Consider the following 16,646-nt stretch of genomic DNA (forward strand, 5'->3'; position numbering starts at 1 on the left):
CTTCAATCGAATTCAGTAAGTGATGACAATGAACCGACTTCTAGTGACTGGTGGCTGTGGTTTTATCGGTTCGAATTTTATTCGACTCATGCTCGAAGAGTACCCGGAACTCTCGATTACAAATCTCGACAAGCTGACTTACGCGGGCAATCTTGCGAATCTGGCTGATCTGGAAGGGAATGAGCGGTATCAATTTCAGCGCGGCGACATTTGCGACCGCGAGTTTGTCGACACTGTTCTAAAGGAATCCAAACCGGACGCCGTCATCAACTTTGCAGCAGAGAGTCACGTTGACCGCAGTATTCTCGACTCGACTCCATTTGTGACCACGAACGTGAATGGCACTTTGACGCTGCTCGATAGTTGCCGGGCGCATCAGGTCACTCGCTTTGTCCAGGTTTCGACTGATGAAGTCTACGGGTCTCTTGGTGATGAAGGCTTCTTTACCGAGTCGACACCACTTGCTCCCAACAGCCCATATTCTGCTTCGAAAGCAGCTGCGGATATGTTAGTCCGGTCGTATGTGCATACATTCGATTTCCCGGCACTGATCACTCGTTGTTCGAACAACTATGGTCCGTATCAGTTCCCGGAGAAACTTCTTCCGCTCTTCATTTCGAATGCGAGAAACGATCAGTCTTTGCCGGTTTATGGAACGGGGGAGAATGTGCGCGACTGGATTCATGTTTTGGATCACTGTCGAGGAATTGATGCGACATTAAGAAAAGGCCGCATCGGAGAGGTCTACAACTTCGGCGGTCGCACGGAGATGACGAACATCGCTCTCACGAAATTGCTTCTGAAACTGCTCGGCAAGCCAGAGTCATTGATCACCTACGTCAATGATCGGCCAGGGCATGATCAGCGGTATGCGATCGATTGTCGCAAGGCGGAAACCGAATTGGGCTGGGCTCCCGAAGTCACTTTTGAGCAGGGTCTTCAGGAAACTATCGACTGGTACCTCAACAACGAAGAGTGGGTCGACAACATTCGGTCCGGAGATTACCTGTCGTATTACGAAGAGCAATACGGGGATCGGCTCAGTTAGAGCAGTTCGCCATGAGGCAGAGCCTGACCACTTGGTCGAAAGGTGTTCCTGAAGCAGCTTCCCTTATTCATGCCGCATGGCTGCTTGCCCCTTTAAGTCAACGTTCGCCAGATACCGGAAGAAGTACCCTACGTCGTTGTAAGGGACTTTGACTTCGATGTCGACTAAATCCCGCGTCATCGCATTTGCGGTTTCGTTATTCGGGTCGGGATTATTTGAGTATGGGGTGACGGTCACAGTCACGCTTGATGTTGGAATTGTTGTCCCGACCGTTTTTTGAATTTGGTCGACGACAGCTTCTTTTACTTCTGCTGTTGTCGTATCTTTGACGATTCCTAGACGTGCCCCTTCTCGTGCGGCGTTCGTAATGAGGTTGGAGACCATCAATGCTCGTCCAAACTCGACGACACCAAAGGTGACGCCAAGGAGGATTGGAAGCATGAAAGCCGTTTCGACAATTGCACTTCCCGATCGCTTGCGGGACGGCTGGTGTTGAGTTCGTTGCATGAGATCACTTTTCTATAGAATTTTCGAGTTGGTGTTCACGTACTGCATCGAGTGAGCAGTCAATGAAGCCAAGACAGCGATTTTTTACAGGTACGACAAGCAGTGGAGCTGCACTAATGAACGATAGCTGCTCCGGTCAGAATGGAATCCTCTGTGATGACGGTATCGCCTGCGACTGTTGTGGGATCATTGAAGATTGCGGGCTGGATCCAGACTTTCTTTTTGGATGGCTTTCCAGTCAGTTTGACATACACAATGCGAATTGGGACAAACTTGACGATTGTATACATCGCATTGTTTCCTGGTCCGGAAACCTCAGAAAAGAGCGGAATCATTCGGGGTTCGCCGATAATGGATGTCAACTCGTCTTTGACTCCGGCACTAATGCCGGTGTCTCCATTGATTGACATTGGAACCGCCTCAAAGTCGAGTTCTCCTCCGAAGTAGGAAAGGTCGTCATCGTTCAATCCATGAACGATCTGCCGAGAGATGTCAGCTGTGCTGTTTCCCGCATGACCAAAATCGACAGTCCCGCGGTTTCCTGAAGGGAGGTTCTTGTTCCCATACGGATAGAGGTCCACTTCTAAGACTCCATCAGATCCCGAGGTGACAGCTCCGGTAGCGGGGTTGTAACTGAAATTGTCAGCCCCAGAGCCGTTCAACATGGCGTCCCAGGTTTGTACATCAAGTGCGTAAGGCAAGATGTCGACATTTCGTCCAGGGATTTTGCGTGTCTTCGTTGCTGGCTGGAGCGCAGCAATAGAACTGACCGAGACAGTTGCATTCCTTGGGCCGATGACCGGAGCGAACCACAAGTTCAGAGGCTGGTCTCCTTTTGTACTACCAAAATTGTCACGTCGAGTCGTCACTTCAACGACATTGTACGGCGCGACACCCCACGAGATGATCCACTTGTCATTCACGTCATCCCACTGACGTTGCCCCAAGCGGACATCCGTGTTTGGATTAATATACGTGGACTGTAATCCCCCCGCTTCGTTACTTGCAGCCACGGAGACCGCGGCGGCTCTTGCGGCAGCAGCGACTTGAGAGGGTGTTTTCGTCGCACTGACTCCCCAGCCATCGAATAGCTCAAGGTTGGCAGCCAAGGCTGCAGCATCAGCACTTTTTTGAAGTTGGGCGCGTGTTAATGTAACGTAGCCAATGTCTACTGAGAATGCGGTAAATGCGAAAAGCATAATCAGTAAGCCAATAGAAAGGATCATCACAGATCCGCGTCTCTGCTGGTCGACATTCTGGGGGCCAACAAATTTATGGAATCGAATCAGCATCTATTGCTCCGAATTGTTTCAAGGACATTCGATGAATGAGAAGTCAGCACACTTCTCTGTCGTATGTGGTTTCAGTTTGATGTCAGTGAAGTTCGTGGATGTAGACGTCTGCTTCGCTTTTTGCGTAGAGGTTCCCATCTGCGTCATAAAAACGGATTTCATTACGTCTGAAGTACGAGACCCGATTGGCACCAAATGTGACCCGTGAATGTTTGATGGAGTTGTTTGGGTGGTAAGGGTTCAGGTCGTCACGATTTGTGTACAAACGTGCCCGAAGAGAATTGTCTGCCCCGAACGTCCCGAATGTGATTGAGTTTCCGTTGATGACCTCCATGTCGAGGTAGCGGCCGTTAATTGATGTCACTGTGGTGTACGTGACCTTCTCGTTAATTGTGGCAAATTCCGTAGGGGCCTGGTGTCGGTAGTAGCCCAGAAGATAGTCCGAGAACCATACCTGAAGTTGCATCCCACCTTCCCCAAAACTTGGGAGCGTTCCGTGGTTCAATTCGAAAACGGTGTGTGTGTCGAACGATGCATTCGTGGGGCCGAAAACTGTCACAACTTGAGGAATATCGAGCGACGGGTCTGGATTGGCGACCACAAATTCCCAGTCTTCTTCCACGCGATGAATAGGTGGAGCGTCTTCAATGATTTCTTCAAATGTTTGCTCAGCAAACAGGTTTGCCTGCAAACCTCCCAAGACGATGGGAATTAAGAAGAGAATACCGCAAGGTCGAATGGACATACTTTCCCCTTTGTGAATTGACTTGGCCCTTACGTCATTGATGAGTGTGAGGATCATGGACATCTTCATTTCCGAAGCCTTGAGGGGGGAGAAATGCACAGTTGTCCGAATTCACATGATTGAAAAACCTACTCCTCGTTTTTGTGAAGGATGACGTCAAAATCGATTGGCAACAGAAAAACGTGAAATTTTGTGAAATATTGCCCAGCGTGTGCTGTGATTTATTTTGCAAATGAATTGTTTAAATTATCTCGCTTTTCACGATAAGTTTTTTTACCAGTGATTTTGCCAACAAAAAAGAGAGCCTTCGAACAAGTCGAAGACTCTCTTTGGGAAGATGGTTGAGAATTGAAAACTATTCTTCCACGTACATCAGTTTTGCTGAGGGGACGAAGGAGGCAATTTTGTGGAATGCTGCTTCGACATCAGCTGTCATATCATTGACGCTCACTCCTCCTGGGATATCAATGAAGTGTCCTTTGCCGATGTGAGCAATCGCTCGCATCAGGTCTCGGTCGGCATCAATACCCACAGCCATCGTGTGGATGGTGTAGTCGGACTCAACTGCCTGGTAGGCCAAGCGGAGTACGTACCGCTTCTGGCTGCTTGATGTTGAGTAGTCAGCGTTCCCGTCTCCGTCGTAGTCGAGCATTTCATCCCAGTTCCAACCGCTTGGCAAGGATGTGTCTTCTCCTGAGTCGATGGTGTTTGTGTTTCCATCGGTCATCAGAAGGATCGTCGGTCGAGCACCATCACGTTTGGCATCGTCAAGCAGCGAGATCGCGTCCTTCAGTCCACCACCCATATTCGTCGCATAGGAATAATGGGCAGCTTGTCGATACGCCATCAGGTCTTTCAATGCGGGATAATTATGTGTGATTGGATCGTGTCGGATATCGACAATTGGAATCTCGGGGTCGGGATCATTGAGATAGTCTTCGCGACGATGGTTTGTGTCGTAGCTGACCATTCCGAGTTGATCACCAAAACCGAGTTTGTCGAGAAAATTGCAGAACAGGAAGTGTCCTTCTTTGATTGCATGGAAAGGGTAATGACGTGTTTTCCACAAATCTGGTGTTTCCCAGTGTCCCGATTGGTGTCGCAGAGTGTAGTCAGTCCAAGTCAGACCGCCATACATTTCCCGGTATCCATTCGCAGCCAGTTCAGAGCCATTGCGGCAGTGGTTGATGAAACTATCCCAACTTCCACCCGGATAAGGATAGGAACCGGTGAGCCCGAAGGCTTCCTTCACCGCTGCGTTGGTGTCGTCGTATCGTTCGACAACATTAGGGTTTTCCCCGTCTGGAGCATCGAAGTAATACCAGAATGAGCGACCATCCAGGACTTCGACGTACACGTAATCAATGGTCTTGGTCGATGTGTACTCATATGTCAGCGGCCCTCCGTTTCCAAACGAGATATAGTCGTCCGTGTCGTCCGTAAAGCCGACGTACAATTCCCGGATTGGGTCGGGAGAGTTCGTGGTCGCGGAGAGGCGATCATTAGGGAAGGTGACATCGATTCCGGAATTCGAAACAACAAAATCTCCGGGAGGCCCTTCTGAAGTGATCCAAACAGTTGCAATGTCTTTCGATCCGTCCAGGTTTGCTGTTTGCCCGCTGAGGTCATTGAAAGTACGTTCGCCGCCATCGGTGTAGCGAATTTTGACTTTCCGCAATGTACTTGATGTCGTCACAGTGCAGTCATCGTACTTGAAGGTGACTCCGGTCGTGGTGCCATTCGACGTTCTTCCCAACGAAAGGTATTGCGGGGAAAATGCCATGTTTCCTAGAGAAATACCGAGGTCTGACCAAACGAGACCGAGGTTGCTCTCAATTTGAGATTTACTCAAGTGAGCCGCTGCTTCATCGTTGAAGTAACTGTCGAAGTTCATGGATCGAGAGAAGTCATGGACGACAACGATATCGCGGGCTTCGACATAGGCGATTGCTTCAGCCTGGAGCTTCGCGTATTTGTCTCCTGTCACACCCGCGAAGAATAATGCGAGCTTCCCATCCGGGGCAGTGGAGTCCTCGTTGTTTCGACGAGCGACGACTTTCACAACATTCGAAGGATGGACACCCCAGTTCACTTCATATTGACCGGTCTCTTCGTTGAGCATCCGGGCTCCAAAAATGACATCGACTTCTTTATTGATGTAGGTCTCGTTCAGTTCCGCAATCTGTCGAGCCACTTCTCGGGCAGCTTCTTCGGCATAGAGAGTGATGTTTTCGACATCCTCAGGAGCCGTTTTAATTGCTTCTGTGATTTCCTGAGCAGCAGCGATGGCAGCGGAATCGACAGCGTTTTGCAGCTGAGTTTTGGTTAAAACGAGATAACCAATGTCGATTGCCAGCGAAACGAATGCAAAGCAGGCGACAAGGCAGAAAGCTGTCAGGACAATGAATGCCCCGCGTCGCGGGGGCGGGTCATCCTCCTTTCGAGATGCGGTTCGTAGAAACCTGGCTCGATGTACAACCGCGCGAAGGGGGTGGGCGCGTAACCACCATTGAGGACTTTTCATAGAGTCAGCCTTTGTTGAGTGCTGACCCGAAAACTTGCATGCGTTTTCTCAGGGGACGAGAAGTTTCCTGATGGCATTTGTTTTCGGATCGGTACGAACAATCTTTCGGTAGCCAGGCTGTCTTGCCTCAATTGCAAGATCCACGGCTTTGCGTCCCCGCTTCACAACGGGTTTGCCATTTCGGGAGTTCGCACAAGTCTGAATCTGTGCGTCATCCAACCGTCAAAAACATATCTCTGTAACAGTCACATTCCTGATTAAATGAATTGAATTCGAGAAAATGTCAAAAAAAGAAAAACATTTCTTGCACGTATTGGAAAATTATTTTGCAAACCAAAACTTGAGAAACACCGGAATTTTATTTTGCTTAGCCTCAACACGCTTCGCTGCGTGTTCAAGATGGATTACGATGCCTGATAACGGCTCATTTACGTTGCTAAAAACCACCATTGTTGCTGGGAAACACCATGCTTTGGGAAATTGAGATGACGCCCCTCGGAAGTGAAGTTGACCGCGAAGGTCAGCTTGCTTTGGTGGAATGTCAACTTCGAAATCTGAATTCCATTCGTCAAATCCGAACGGCTCGCTCGTACCTCATCGAAGGAAAACTGGACGAAACCAGCGCTGCCCAAGCTGCGAGTTTGCTCAGCGATGCTGTTGTCGAACAAGCGGTCATTCGCAAACTTCCTGATCCGACAGACCCCAAACAGGGCGGCGAACGGCTTTTCAACGTCCTCTTCAAGCCCGGAGTGACAGATAACGTCGGCCGGACAGCATTAGACGCCCTCAAAAACCTCGGTGTTCAAGCGGAAGGTGTTGCGACCTGTCGAAAATACTGGATCAATGGCGATTCCGATGCTGCTGAAGTGGAACGCTTCACGACTCGAGTTTTATCGAACGATTCCATTGAGCGTGTTCTCGATGGACCGCTTCAACTCGACAGCTTGTCCGTGGGTGGTGACTATCAGTTTGAACTGAAACACGTTGCCATTCGTGAGATGGATGACGATGCGTTGATGCGTCAGAGTCGAGAAGGGCAGCTGTATCTCAGTCTCGATGAAATGCAGACAATCCGCGCCAAGTTTCAAGAGCTTGACCGCGACCCGACCGACATCGAACTGGAAACGATCGCTCAGACATGGAGCGAGCATTGTTCTCACAAAACTCTCGCAGGCCGAATTGCCTATGTCGATGAGAATGGCGAGAAGCGTTTTGAGAACATGTTGAAGGAGACAGTCTTCGCAGCGACCCAAACCATTCGTAAGAACTTAGGTGCGGATGATTGGTGTGTCAGCGTTTTCAAAGATAACGCCGGGATTGTCTTCTTTGACGACAAGCAAGATGTTTGCATTAAAGTCGAGACACATAACCATCCAAGTGCACTGGAGCCCTATGGTGGTGCCAACACCGGATTGGGAGGAGTCATTCGTGACCCTCTCGGGACAGGGATGGGAGCACGCCCGGTTTGTAACACCGATGTTTTCTGTTTCGCTCCTCCCGATACTCCCTTCGATCACCTTCCACCAGGAGTGTTGCATCCGCGGACAGTGATGCACGGCGTCGTTGCAGGAGTGAGAGACTACGGAAACCGGATGGGAATCCCGACCGTCAACGGTGCGGTTTACTTCGATGAACGCTATCTCGGAAACCCACTCGTTTATTGTGGGAACATCGCGATGATTCCCAAAGGAATGAGCGAAAAAGAAGTGATCCCCGGTGACTACATCGTTTCTATCGGCGGACGAACCGGTCGCGATGGAATTCACGGAGCGACCTTCTCCTCTGCTGAACTGACGCACGAAAGTGAAGATCTTTCCGGCGGGGCTGTTCAAATTGGAAACCCCATCACCGAGAAGATGGTTCAGGATGTCCTGTTAGATGCTCGGGATCAGGGACTTTTCAATGCTGTCACCGATTGTGGAGCTGGCGGATTCAGTAGTGCCGTTGGCGAAATGGGCGAAGAGACCGGAGCGGAAGTCTGGCTCGAAAAGGCCCCTTTGAAATACAGCGGACTCTCTTATACCGAGATCTGGATCAGCGAAGCTCAAGAGCGTATGGTCTTGTCGGTTCCGGAGCACAACTGGCAGGCGTTTCACGATTTGTGTGCCTCTGAAGGTGTTGAGGCGAGCATCTTAGGACGCTTCACCGATACGAAAGATCTTGTCCTCAAGTACGAAGACAAAGTCGTCGGGCATCTCCCCATGTCGTTGTTGCACGATGGTCGTCCACCGGTCGTGCGAGAGGCGAGGTATCAACCTCCGGAAGAAACGCAGACCGATTTCACAGGACTGGATTTTCAACATGGTGACGTGTTGAAGAAAATTCTGGGGTCTTGGAACATCTGCTCGAAGGAATCGATCATTCGGCAATACGACCACGAGGTTCAGGCGGGCAGCGTCGTCAAACCGTTGGTCGGGGTTGCGAACGATGGCCCTTCGGATGCCGCTGTTGTTCGGCCTGATCTGACCACGCAACGAGGACTCGTTATCTCGTGCGGGATGAATCCCTTCCTGGGTGACTGTGATCCATATTGGATGGCTGCTTCTGCGATTGATGAAGCGTTCCGAAATTGTGTTGCTGTCGGGGCCGATCCGAATCGCATCGCCATTCTCGACAACTTCTGTTGGGGCAACACCGAACGACCGGAAACTCTCGGTTCACTTGTTCGAGCGGCACTCGCCTGCCACGACGTTGCCATTGCGTATTCGGCTCCGTTTGTCAGTGGGAAAGATTCGCTCAACAACGAATTCAGCTACGAAGATGAAGGCAACCAGAAGACGATTTCGATTCCGTCCTCGCTGCTTATCACAGCTTTGGGGCAAGTGGAAAACATCGAGCAGTGCATCACCATGGACCTGAAAGCATCCGGAAACGTCCTGCTTCTGGTTGGTGAAACTCAAGATGAAATTGGTGGTTCTCACTTCAATGTCGTCACTGGAAATCAAAACGGAATTGTTCCGAAGGTCGATCTTGAAACGGCTCCGAAAGTTTTTGCTGCCGTTCATCATTGCGTGACCGCTGGAGCCATTCGAAGTTGCCACGATGTCAGTGAAGGTGGCGTTGCGGTTTCCGTTGCAGAGATGGCCTTCGCTGGAGGACTGGGCGTCGATGTCAAACTCGACAGTTCTGGAGATGAGGCGACCATCGCACTCTTCTCAGAAAGTAACACTCGCTTCGTGATCGAAGTCGCCGAAGAAAACGTTGCCAAGATCAATCAGGCATTCACGGATCGTGGGCTACCAACGCCAACGCATCTGGGAACTGTGACTGATTCCTCCGCAGTCATCGTAAAAGACTCCGCAGGCAACACTCTCATCGACGAGAAAATCGACGAACTCAAAGCGATCTGGCAGCGACCGCTGGCAGAATTTTAATCCCGCTGCTCATTTGAGTGAGCTGTATGAGAATTGATCAGCGCTCGTCTCTCGCACTCAAAGTGCCGAGCGACGGGCACTGATTTCGTACCGCTCGCTTTGCTGGGGACTCGCTGACTGACAATTGGAATCCGAACATGCTCAAAGTCCAGTCCGTTCGATTTAATCGACATGAACTGAAAACGCGATTTCCGTTCCGATACGGGATTGCCAGCATGACGGAGGTTCCGCATCTGTTTGTGAAGGTAGAGATTGATTTCGCAGGCAAACGTTCAACCGGGATGAGCGCGGACCTGCTGCCGCCAAAGTGGTTCACAAAGAACCCCGAAAGCGATTACGAGACTGAAGATCTTCCGGAAATGCTCAACGTCATTGCACATGCTGCGAAGTGTGCAATGGAGATCGATTCGGTCCCTTCGTTTTTCGAGTGGTGGCAACAGCTTTATGCTTCACAAAATAGCTGGGCGAAAGAGCAGGGGATTGCTCCTCTTCTGGCAAATTTTGGCGTCAGTCTGATCGAACGTGCTGTCATTGATGCGGTCTGTCGCGCTACCGAGTTGACACTGCATCAACTGCTGATTTCAAACCGTCTGGAAATCGATTTAGCAGCAATTCGGCCTGAGTTGCAGGGACTCTCTCCACGCGACATAGTTGCCGATGAACCCTCAAAAACGATTCAGCTCCGGCATACTATCGGAATGGGCGATCCACTGACGGACTCCGAAATCCTCGATGATGATCGTGTCGACGATGGTCTGCCGCACTCACTCGTCGCCGCCCTGCGCTGCTACGGTCTTAGCTCTTTCAAGATCAAACTCTCCGGGAATCGCGAGCAAGATCGAGAGCGACTGCTGGCGATCGCATCAATTCTTCAAGACGAGTTGAGAGGTCCATTTCAGTTCACGATGGACGGAAACGAGAACTATCGAGACATCAATCATTTTCGTGATGACTACGAATTTCATTTGAGCGACTCGCGTCTTTCGACGTTCTTTCAGCAAGGGCTTTTGTTTGTCGAGCAACCGCTTCATCGTGATTGGTCACTCAATGAAGATGTACAGGCAGCGCTCCAGAATTGGACCGATGCTCCTCCAATGATTATTGATGAATCGGACGCCGATCTCAGCAGCTTGCCGACCGCGTTGAGACTGGGTTACTCAGGAGCCAGTCACAAAAATTGCAAAGGGATCACGAAAGGATTGTTGAACGCTGCCACGATTCACAAGGCGAAGCTTGAGGGACGGTGTGCGATTTTATCGGGAGAAGATTTGGCGAATCTTGGACCGGTCGCTTTATTGCAGGACCTTACGATGGCAGCGTGTCTGGGGATTGAACACGTGGAACGAAATGGACATCACTATTTCGCCGGCCTCAGCATCTTTCCGAGACAACTCCAGGAACAATCGCTGAGAAATCATGCAGATCTCTTTCATCAAATAGAATCTGGTCTAATCGCAGTTCACCCACAAGCGGGGCATCTCGAGATTGACTCGCTACTGAAATCGCCGTTTGGAATGCTTGAGCATCCGGATCTTTCTTTGCTCACAGAATGGTCTCAGAACGCTATCGATGATGATTCAGCCTGATTTCATGTTGTGGAGATCAACTGTTGACACCTCGATATCAACACCCGCCAACCTGTTCGATAAGACTGGTGTGTGAGACGGTTGGATTATGGATTCTTTGTGTTTAAATCGGATCTCTTGCTGAAGATTTCAAAGTGATGGCAACCGTTGAGGACTCCACTGGTTGCTGAAGATTCTGCAAGGAACAGGCGATCGTGGAACCCCAGTTCTTTGTTGATTTGAATGACCTCTTCAACAACCTCGCGAGCTGCATTTCCAACAAGAATTGAGCGATACCCAGCGGTCAGGGCGGCGAGATCGTTTCCGGAATCTCCAGCGAAAAGAACGGACTCTTTGGGGTAGTCGAAAAACTGTGTCCACCAATCGAGGGCGTACGCTTTCGAGACATTCTGCGGCAACAGGTCAATCAGTCCGTCACCATTAAAAGGGTCGGCACTCGATATTAATGAGTAGGGGGCCGACGACTCTCTCAGCAGTTGCCTGATTTGTTCAGAGATCTCGATTCGGTTTGCATCATCACAATAATAACTCAGCTTGAACTCACCCTGTTTCTCATCTTCCTGCCGGCGAAGTCCGGGGAGATCTTTCAAGAGCGAATCAAGTGCACCTAGAGGCAAAGATTGCGTCAGGGAAAACAATTGTTTTCGGTAGTCAGCTTGCTGTTCGAAAGTCCCCTCAGGGGTCCGTTGCATCACGGTTGTCCCGACATCACAGATTACCCAATTCGGGAGAGGCAGTTGGTAAGATTCGATGGCATCAGTCACCGATTCGAAGTGCCGGCCTGTGACATAAAGCAGTTCAATCTGAGTGCGATCCAGCTCATTTTTCAGTAATTGAAGGTCTCGGAGGTTCTCCTGATGACCCTGCAGTGGAATCAATGTTCCATCAAGATCCGTCGCCAGGGCTTGTTTCATGAGTCAAATTCTGCATTATTAGAAGAGGAAGGTCGTTGAATGTTTTCTTCGGCCTACTTGATCAGGCTTATTTGAGTCAGGCTGAGTTGAGAATGTCCCGTGGTAGAGAATGTCTGGCTCTGCCTCGTGCACTCATCAAGTTAAGAATCAGGCAAATTTTATCAAGGAGGCAATAAGAACCTTTTGGAGAACCGAATCAATGAGAGATCATCTCCGAGATCACGTCCAGTGAAGTGATCTTTCTCAATATGGAGCTTCTCAGCGCTTGAGAAGCCAGGTTGATAGATCAGTTTCCGTTGTTAGATCAGTTCCCATAGTGAGGTTGAGTTCCTCTCCGCAAACCACTGTCATGAATCGCTTTCTCATTGTACGAGAGGCTCAGTCCAGGTTTTCGGATCAGCTCTTAATGAAGAATCATGAATAAAAATTCAAACACGAAGTCTTCAAACGATTCTCAGAAATCAAAGATCACTTTGATCAGCCTACATGGTCTTATTCGAGGGGACAACCCAGAACTCGGCAGAGATGCCGACACTGGCGGTCAGGTCATCTATGTGTTGGAGTTAGCACGTGAACTTGCAAAACACCCTGATGTCCGCGAGGTTGAACTGCTGACCCGACAGATCGTCGATGACAAAGTCAGCTCGGATTATGCACAACTCGAGGAGCAAATCGCAGAAAACGCCAAGATTGTGCGTATCCCATTTGGACCAAAAAAATACTTGCGCAAGGAACTTCTGTGGCCGTACATTGAAGTTTTTACTGACCAAACCCTCAGCTACTTCAAACGCACTGGATTGCCCGACATTATTCATGGTCACTACGCAGATGCGGGCTTGGCCGGTGCGCGTCTCGCTCGATTGCTGCACATTCCCTACATCTTTACCGGTCATTCACTTGGTCGCGTCAAGAAAGAGAGACTCTTGGCGAAAGGTTCGAACCCAGAGACGATCGAGAAAAAATACAACATCTCTACACGAATCGAAGCAGAAGAGGTCGCTCTGGAAACCGCAACGATGGTGGTGACCAGTACGTCACAGGAAGTTGAAGAACAGTACAAACTTTACGAACAGTATGATCCCAGTCGCATGGAAGTGATTCCGCCCGGAGTGGATCTGACGAACTTTTCTCCCACGGCAAACTCTTCAGTCGGAAGCGTTCGTACCAAGGTCGGACGATTTTTGAGTGACCTGGAGAAACCGATCATTTTGACGATTGCACGTCTGGATGAACGCAAGAATCTCGAAACACTGGTTCGTGTGTTTGGTCAAAGTGAACGATTGCGAGAAGTGGCGAACCTGGTCGTCGTCTTGGGGACTCGGGAAAAGCTCGCTAATTTAACAAAGCCAGAGCGTCGAATCTTCGACAATGTTCTCTCTCTGATTGACGACTACGACCTCTACGGGAGCATTGCTTATCCGAAGACACTTGCTCCCGGAGAAGTTCCGGAGTTCTATCGTCTTGCAGCTTCAACTCAAGGCGTGTTTGTAAACCCTGCACTCACCGAACCGTTCGGTCTCACTCTTTTAGAGGCTGCCGGAACTGGGCTTCCTATTGTCGCAACCAACGACGGAGGGCCACGCGATATTATTGAAAATTGTCAAAACGGACTGCTCATTGACCCGCTCGATGAAGAGGATATCGAACATGCTCTGCTGCGAATTTTGACAGATTCCGAGCAGTGGGAGGAGTTTTCGAAACAGGGAATTGCGGGAGCTCACAAGCATTATTCATGGTCCAATCACGCAGACCGATACCTGCGAGATCTTAAGGACATTTTGAAGTATTCAGAAAAACCGGTTCTCGCATCATCATTCCCAAAGCGACGACTTCCAACATTTGATCGCCTCATTATCACCGATCTGGATAACACACTCACTGGAGATGAAGAGGCAGTCCGAGAGTTCACGAAAATTCTTGAGGAGAACGACAAGATCGGATTCGGAATCGCTACGGGACGGACATTATCGAACGCCCTTGAATTGATTCACAAACTCAAACTCCCAATGCCCGATGTCTTGGACACATCAGTGGGGACTGCCTTGCATTATGGAGAGGATCAAATCGAGGACAGCAGCTGGCGACGGCAAATTGATTTCAACTGGAAGCCTGACGAAATTCGGAAGGTGCTGGAGGATGTCCCCGGTCTCATTCTGCAATCTGCTGAAAATCAATCTGATTTCAAAATCAGCTTTGAAATCGATACGGCATTGGCTCCCAAAGCGGCAGTCATTCGGAAAATTCTTCGTCAAGCCAAGCTGCGAGCAAACCTCATTTTTTCATTGGGGATGTATTTGGATGTGATTCCTGTCCGGGGAGGAAGTGGCAATACTTTGCGACACTTACTTTACAAATGGGGGTTTGCACCGGAACAGGTTTTAGTCGCTGGGGACTCTGGTAACGACGAAGGGATGCTCAAGGGCAGGACATTGGGTGTTGTCGTCGGTAATCACAGCCCTGAACTTAACAAACTTAAAAAATTGCCTCGAATCTACTTTGCAAAAGCTGAACACGCGCATGGTATCATAGAAGGCATTCAGTACTACAATTTCTTAGACCACATCACAATTCCGAATGACGATCTCGAATAACGTCCCCGGGATCGAAGATCTCAAGCTTGAAGCCGAACTCAGCCTCCAAAGAATTTGGCCTCGCGTTTGTTCCATTTGGGAGCAAGCGGGGCATGAGCCTGCTGACCGCCGTGCTTTTGAGGAGCGGTTCAGGAACTCCTGGCCTCGAATCTTCGATCTTGCTTACCGATTATATGGAACTCGGTACGATTTCTTCTATCACCTGGAAGATATCGCGCGCGTTGCTGCGCAGGCCTGGGCAGATCGCCCTGCTCATTTGTTAAAGACAGATCAGGCGCGGATCTACGACGATTCCTGGTTTCAGTCTGAGCAAATGGTCGGAGGCGCACTCTATGTCGATCTGTTCAGCGAGAACCTCGGCAAGCTCCGTCAAAGTATTGATTACTTCAAGAAGCTGGGTGTGACTTATCTGCACCTGATGCCACTTTTTGCGGTGCGTCCCGGGAACAATGATGGCGGATACGCGATCAGCAACTACCGTTCTGTCGATCCACGGCTTGGAACAATTGAAGATCTGCAACTTCTCGCCAGTGAACTTCACGAGTCAGGGATCGCACTTGCGCTCGATTTCGTTTTCAACCATACCGCCGATGACCACGAATGGGCAAAGCAGGCACAGGCCGGTGTTCGAGAGTTTCAACAATACTACTACCTCTTCGAAGACCGTACTCTGCCAGATCAATACGAACAGACCTTGCGAGAAATCTTCCCGACCGAATCGCGAGGGAATTTCACCTGGCATGACGGGATGCAGCGTTGGGTCTGGACGACATTCAACAGCTTTCAATGGGATCTGAATTACCATAACCCGGCGGTGTTCTGTTCGATGCTGGAAGAGATGCTCTTTCTGGCGAACATGGGCGTCGATATTCTGCGTTTGGATGCGGTGGCATTTATCTGGAAGCAGATGGGCACAAGTTGCGAAAACCTCCCGGAAGCGCACATTCTCATTCAGGCGTACAACGCCATCGTTCATCTTGTTTGTCCAGGGATGGTCTTCAAATCGGAAGCCATCGTCGCGCCCGATGACGTCCTCACGTATGTCTCACCTCAGGAGTGTCAGCTTTCCTACAATCCAACATTGATGGCGTTGTTGTGGGAGTCGCTGGCAACGCGCGAAGTCAAACTCCTCAATCGCTCGCTGTCTCATCGTCACAAAATTCCCAGTGGAACGGCGTGGGTCAATTACCTGCGATGTCATGATGATATTGGCTGGACGTTCGATGATGGCGATGCCGCCGCTGTTGGAATCAACGGATACGACCATCGGCAGTTTCTGAATAAATTTTACACCGGTCAGTATCCAGAATCTTTCGCTCGTGGAGTTCCGTTTCAGTACAACGCTGATACCGGAGACATGCGTATCTCGGGGACAATGGCCTCGCTGGCTGGGCTCGAACAGGCGTTCAGCAGGAACGATGACACGCTGAAAGAGTTGGCTGTGAATCGAATCTTGTTACTTCATGGAATTACTCTGAGCATCGGCGGCATTCCGTTGCTGTACATCGGAGAAGAGTGGGGGCTTCTGAATGACTACGATTTTGTACAAGACCCGGCAAAATCGAGTGACACCCGCTGGATTCATCGTCCCAAAATGAAATGGGATTATCTGCAGGATCTTCAACTGCCGGAGAATTCGAACGGGCAGGGGGGGATGGTTCATACCAACCTGTACAACTCAATCCGTCGACTGATCCATTTGCGGAAAGTGGCCCCCGCCTTTGCAGGTCAACAGATGGAACTGATTTCCTCTGGGAACCCGCATGTTCTGGGATTCGTTCGCCACTCTGCAGAAGGGCGGGTGATTGTCTTCGGGAACTTCTCTGAAGAAGAACAACCTGTTTCAGGCAATGTCGTCAGGACCGCCGGCCTCGGTCGCTTCTTTGAAGAACTCATCTCCGAAACTACCGTCGGAACTTCGGAAGAGGTCATATTGGGACCGTATCAGGTGATGTGGCTGCGTCGCGTCTGAGCATTTCAGATGCCTCTGAAGCAGCTTTCGAAAACGTATTCGCAATCAGATTTGCGATCAGCTACGGGGACAGACGTCATTTCATTGACAAAA

10 protein-coding genes and 1 riboswitch are annotated in these 16,646 nt (G+C 50.0%); of the genes, 5 read left to right on the forward strand and 5 right to left on the reverse strand.

Translation table 11 applies throughout. The features are described 5' to 3' along the window. Nucleotides 1-28: 28 nt before the first annotated feature. Nucleotides 29-1,048 (forward strand): dTDP-glucose 4,6-dehydratase, encoded by a 1,020-nt coding sequence (rfbB, locus tag Mal48_RS01995; protein ID WP_145195609.1) that lies wholly within the window; start codon nt 29-31, stop codon nt 1,046-1,048. 63 nt (nt 1,049-1,111) lie between these two features. Here the strand turns inward: rfbB and Mal48_RS02000 are convergent, their stop codons facing one another. From Mal48_RS02000 to Mal48_RS02015, 4 genes are all read right to left on the reverse strand, one after another. Continuing rightward, nucleotides 1,112-1,555: a TadE/TadG family type IV pilus assembly protein gene (locus tag Mal48_RS02000; RefSeq protein ID WP_145195611.1), complete on the reverse strand. Its 444-nt coding sequence runs from the start codon at nt 1,553-1,555 to the stop codon at nt 1,112-1,114. Between the two features lie 113 nt (nt 1,556-1,668). Next, complete coding sequence (locus tag Mal48_RS02005) at nt 1,669-2,847, reverse strand: pilus assembly protein TadG-related protein (RefSeq protein WP_145195613.1); 1,179 nt, start codon at nt 2,845-2,847, stop codon at nt 1,669-1,671. An 82-nt stretch (nt 2,848-2,929) separates the two neighbouring features. Next, nucleotides 2,930-3,592 (reverse strand): hypothetical protein, encoded by a 663-nt coding sequence (locus Mal48_RS02010; protein WP_145195615.1) that lies wholly within the window; start codon nt 3,590-3,592, stop codon nt 2,930-2,932. A 355-nt stretch (nt 3,593-3,947) separates the two neighbouring features. Next, nucleotides 3,948-6,116, reverse strand: a complete 2,169-nt coding sequence (locus Mal48_RS02015; protein ID WP_145195617.1) for a VWA domain-containing protein — start codon at nt 6,114-6,116, stop codon at nt 3,948-3,950. A gap of 104 nt (nt 6,117-6,220) precedes the next feature. Further along, a riboswitch (cyclic di-GMP riboswitch) is annotated at nt 6,221-6,303 on the reverse strand. Between the two features lie 280 nt (nt 6,304-6,583). Here Mal48_RS02015 and purL point away from each other — a divergent pair. Both purL and Mal48_RS02025 read left to right on the forward strand, forming a co-directional pair. Next, nucleotides 6,584-9,490 (forward strand): phosphoribosylformylglycinamidine synthase subunit PurL, encoded by a 2,907-nt coding sequence (gene purL / locus Mal48_RS02020; protein ID WP_145195619.1) that lies wholly within the window; start codon nt 6,584-6,586, stop codon nt 9,488-9,490. 137 nt (nt 9,491-9,627) lie between these two features. Beyond that, nucleotides 9,628-11,076: an enolase-like domain-containing protein gene (locus tag Mal48_RS02025; RefSeq protein ID WP_145195620.1), complete on the forward strand. Its 1,449-nt coding sequence runs from the start codon at nt 9,628-9,630 to the stop codon at nt 11,074-11,076. Between the two features lie 86 nt (nt 11,077-11,162). Here the strand turns inward: Mal48_RS02025 and Mal48_RS02030 are convergent, their stop codons facing one another. After that, entirely contained in the window at nt 11,163-11,990 is an 828-nt protein-coding gene (locus Mal48_RS02030) for an HAD-IIB family hydrolase (protein WP_145195622.1), read from the reverse strand. A 416-nt stretch (nt 11,991-12,406) separates the two neighbouring features. Here Mal48_RS02030 and Mal48_RS02035 point away from each other — a divergent pair, with 416 nt between their 5' ends. Together Mal48_RS02035 and Mal48_RS02040 are read left to right on the forward strand one after the other, a co-directional pair. Continuing rightward, nucleotides 12,407-14,581: an HAD-IIB family hydrolase gene (locus tag Mal48_RS02035; protein ID WP_145195624.1), complete on the forward strand. Its 2,175-nt coding sequence runs from the start codon at nt 12,407-12,409 to the stop codon at nt 14,579-14,581. After that, nucleotides 14,565-16,553, forward strand: coding sequence for an alpha-amylase family glycosyl hydrolase (locus Mal48_RS02040; RefSeq protein WP_145195625.1), 1,989 nt, complete (start codon nt 14,565-14,567; stop codon nt 16,551-16,553). The genes Mal48_RS02035 and Mal48_RS02040 overlap by 17 nt, the downstream gene beginning before the upstream one ends. The last annotated feature ends 93 nt before the right edge of the window (nt 16,554-16,646 follow it).

It is taken from the genome of Thalassoglobus polymorphus, assembly GCF_007744255.1.
GTDB lineage: Bacteria > Planctomycetota > Planctomycetia > Planctomycetales > Planctomycetaceae > Thalassoglobus > Thalassoglobus polymorphus.